This is a genomic window from Calditrichota bacterium (assembly GCA_014359355.1).
GTDB lineage: Bacteria > Zhuqueibacterota > Zhuqueibacteria > JANLFK01 > Oleimicrobiaceae > Oleimicrobium.
On the sequence record JACIZP010000294.1, the window covers coordinates 1 to 3,055 of the forward strand.

4 protein-coding genes are annotated in these 3,055 nt (G+C 61.8%); all 4 read right to left on the minus strand.

Annotation, left to right across the window (positions count from 1 at the left end; all coding sequences use genetic code 11):
• The coding region (locus tag H5U38_12625; protein MBC7187870.1) for a hypothetical protein at positions 1-1,658 on the minus strand (1,658 nt) is incomplete at its 3' end.
• Positions 1,649-1,888, minus strand: a complete 240-nt coding sequence (locus H5U38_12630) for a hypothetical protein (GenBank protein MBC7187871.1) — start codon at positions 1,886-1,888, stop codon at positions 1,649-1,651. The genes H5U38_12625 and H5U38_12630, both read right to left, overlap by 10 nt.
• Positions 1,881-2,642 (minus strand): sugar transferase, encoded by a 762-nt coding sequence (locus H5U38_12635; GenBank protein MBC7187872.1) that lies wholly within the window; start codon positions 2,640-2,642, stop codon positions 1,881-1,883. Before H5U38_12635 ends, H5U38_12630 begins: the two co-directional genes overlap by 8 nt.
• Before the next feature lie 90 nt (positions 2,643-2,732).
• The coding region (locus tag H5U38_12640) for a T9SS type A sorting domain-containing protein (GenBank protein MBC7187873.1) at positions 2,733-3,055 on the minus strand (323 nt) is incomplete at its 5' end.

Genomic DNA, 3,055 nt, shown 5'->3' on the forward strand with positions numbered 1-3,055 from the left:
TAGTAGGTCTGCCCGGGCACCACGGTGCGGTCCACGTACTGGTAGGACTGCATTTGCTGGGTTGTCCCCGCGCCAGGGATCAGCGAAGCGGTGATGCGCTCATAGGGCCCGTCCTTGGTGGCGGCGCGGGTGAGGTAGAAACCAAGATTCTCGGTCTCGCTCTGCGTCACCCACTGGATCTTCACCCTATCCTCATAGGCAATGGCCTTGAGCACGTTCATCTCCACTGCCACTTGCCCGTCGAGGAGGAAATAATCCTCAACCTCGCCGAGTTGCGCAAGGCCCAGGTAGGAATCATAGTCCTCCTCGTACACCCGGAACCGCGCCCAGGTATCGCCGGCTGGCGCTCCTTCCGGAACCCAAAACTCCACGACATAGACGTTGGGGATCGGTACGGCCACGTCGACGACGTGTTCGTACTCGTCGTCCCAGTCGCCGTCGAGGTTCCAGTCGATCCAGCCGTCTACATAGGCCCTCTGGCGTGGCGCACCCCGCACGGTAATCTGCACCGCGCCCCATGTGCCGGAGACGTAGGGCATCTCGTAGCGGCCGCCGGAAACCGAGCTGGAGCCCAAGAACACCACGCCGTCATCCCACTCGTCCATGTTGGTCTGCTTGCAGTCGCTCTCCGTGTTGACCCATCCGCCCAGGTAGAGGTCACCGATGCGGTGACGCGGCCCATTGTTGGCCAGGTACGTTGGGTAGCGCGGGTCGATGGCGTCGCCGAAGTCCAGCGCCCCCTCGTCGCGGTGATAGCCAAAGTCCGCCTCGTCGTAGGCCGCGCCATAGCCCAGCTCGATCGGGCCATGAGGGTCATGCCCGTAGGTCAAGCTCATCGCCGGGGGCAGTGTCGTTTGGTCCAGGTCCACAAAGTAGACGCCAGGGGCTAGGCCGGTGAACTGGTAGGAGCCGCTCGCGTTGGTCGAGGTGCTCGCCACCAACTCATCCGTTGTTGGGTCCAAGGTGCCACTGCCATCCGTGTCGCGATACAGCTTCAGCCCCACACCTGCTATTCCGGGCTCGCCCGCCTCCGGCACACCGTCGCCATCGACGTCTTCGAACACCCAGTCGCCGATAGATCCTGGCACGCCATCCATGCGGAAGTAGGCAGCAGGCTCACGGCGCGCATACCACCCTGGTGCGGTCGCGTAGTACTGCGGGGTCATATGCGTGGAGATCCAGTTGCGATACCCCTGCGGTTCAGGACCCGGGTCGCGCACCACGCCTGACCACACGATGTGCACTGTGTCACCCGCCGCGCAGGCAATGTTCTCCACAATGATCGAGTCGGTCACCACGCTGTTGACCGTGGCACCGGCCGGGATGGAAAGAACCTCGACTTCCTGCAGCCGGGAAGCATAGTTGAAAATCTCGAACCTGATCGGCGGGTTCTCACCGCTTGGCACGTCCGCTGTGCCGGTGTTGATGATGTGCAGGGTGAAGGTCATGACCTCCCCGCGCGTGGCCGTCCCGAAGATGAGCACATCCGGTCCCAACTGGCCAACTGCGCTCCCCTGGCACTCCAGGAGGTTGTGGCTGAAATCGGGAGCCTGTGGTTGTGCCCAGGCATCCGCCCACAACCAAGCCGTCGCCACGATGGCAGCCAGCATCGCCCACTGTGCCGGCCACACTCTCTTCTTCACCATCCTCACTTCCATTCCCTCTTCTCCTTCTTCAGCAAATTTGTGCTGCTCGACCTCGTGATTGGCGCCGCCTTGTCGTCGCCACTCACGATGCTCCTTATGCGGCGCCGCCGCGAGATGTCGTCCCTCTCATCGCCTTTGCTTTGTCTGGACGTCCCCAGCGACGCCGCATAAGGTCCATCCTCCATTGCCAATTGCTCCCCACCGGTCACCTCCTCCGGGCGTTGCCCAACTTTCTCAGACATTTTTCAAGCGCAACACAAACAGAACCGTCCGCGCCATAATTGCCAAGTCGAACCAGATGGAGCGCCGCCACACATAGTTCAAATCCAAGTGGATATTGTCATGAATCCTCTCGTTTCGTGGCCCCTTCAATTGCCAGAGGCCGGTAATGCCTGGCTTGACGGTGAGGCGCTGCTCTTCCAGCGAGTTGTATTCCTGAACGATGTGAGGGAGCTCAGGCCGCGGGCCGACAAGGCTCATGTCCCCCTTCAGCACGTTCACCAATTGCGGCAGCTCATCGATGCACAGGCGGCGGATGATGCGGCCCACGCGAGTCACCCGTGGGTCGCCGTTTCCCTTGGGGCGCCAGTCATAGTCATCCACGTTCACGTACATGGTGCGGAACTTGTACATGGTGAAGGGCCTGCCCTTGAGGTCGCCGTTCCGGCGATCGAAGAGGTGCCCATTGCGGCGTTGCGCGCGCCGGCGATTCTGGCCAATGCGCACCTGTTTGAAAACCACTGGCCCCGGAGAATCAAGCCGCACTGCTATTGCCACCAGGGCAAAGAGCGGCATGCACAGCACCAGACCGATTGCCGCCACCACCACGTCGATGATGCGTTTAGCCACCTCGTACGCCCGCCGCGATCGCCAGTCAATGGCCCGTTCCAGAGCCGGCCAGCCGATGCTTTGTCCCTCGCACGTGTCGAACTCCACAAGTTGCCCAGTAGCGGCGCACCAGATGTTGCCGGGGATGCGCTCCGCCTTGGAATCCATGAGCTGCTCGAAGGGCAGCAGCTTGTTGCGCCAGTCGTCCTTCATCTCTTCCTCACCATCCTACGCCACGCCGTCACCACACCCACACCGTCATTTCATCAGTAGCAGACGCCGCGTGAGCCGCCGGCCATTCACCTCCAGCACGCACTCGTACAGGCCCGAAGGAACGGCCACACCCAACTCACTCCGCCCATCCCACTGCCGGCGGTACCGACCGGCCTCCATTTTGTCGTTGACCAACACCCGCACCAACTGCCCAAGCATGTTGTAGATGCGGAGCGACACCATCCCCGGCTCTTTGAGGTCGAACTGAATGGTCGTCGTCGGATTGAAAGGGTTGGGGAAATTGGGGTGAAGTTCATACTCCTTGGGCAAGAACTTCCGCACCCCGCTCACCGGCCCATGGAACCCGC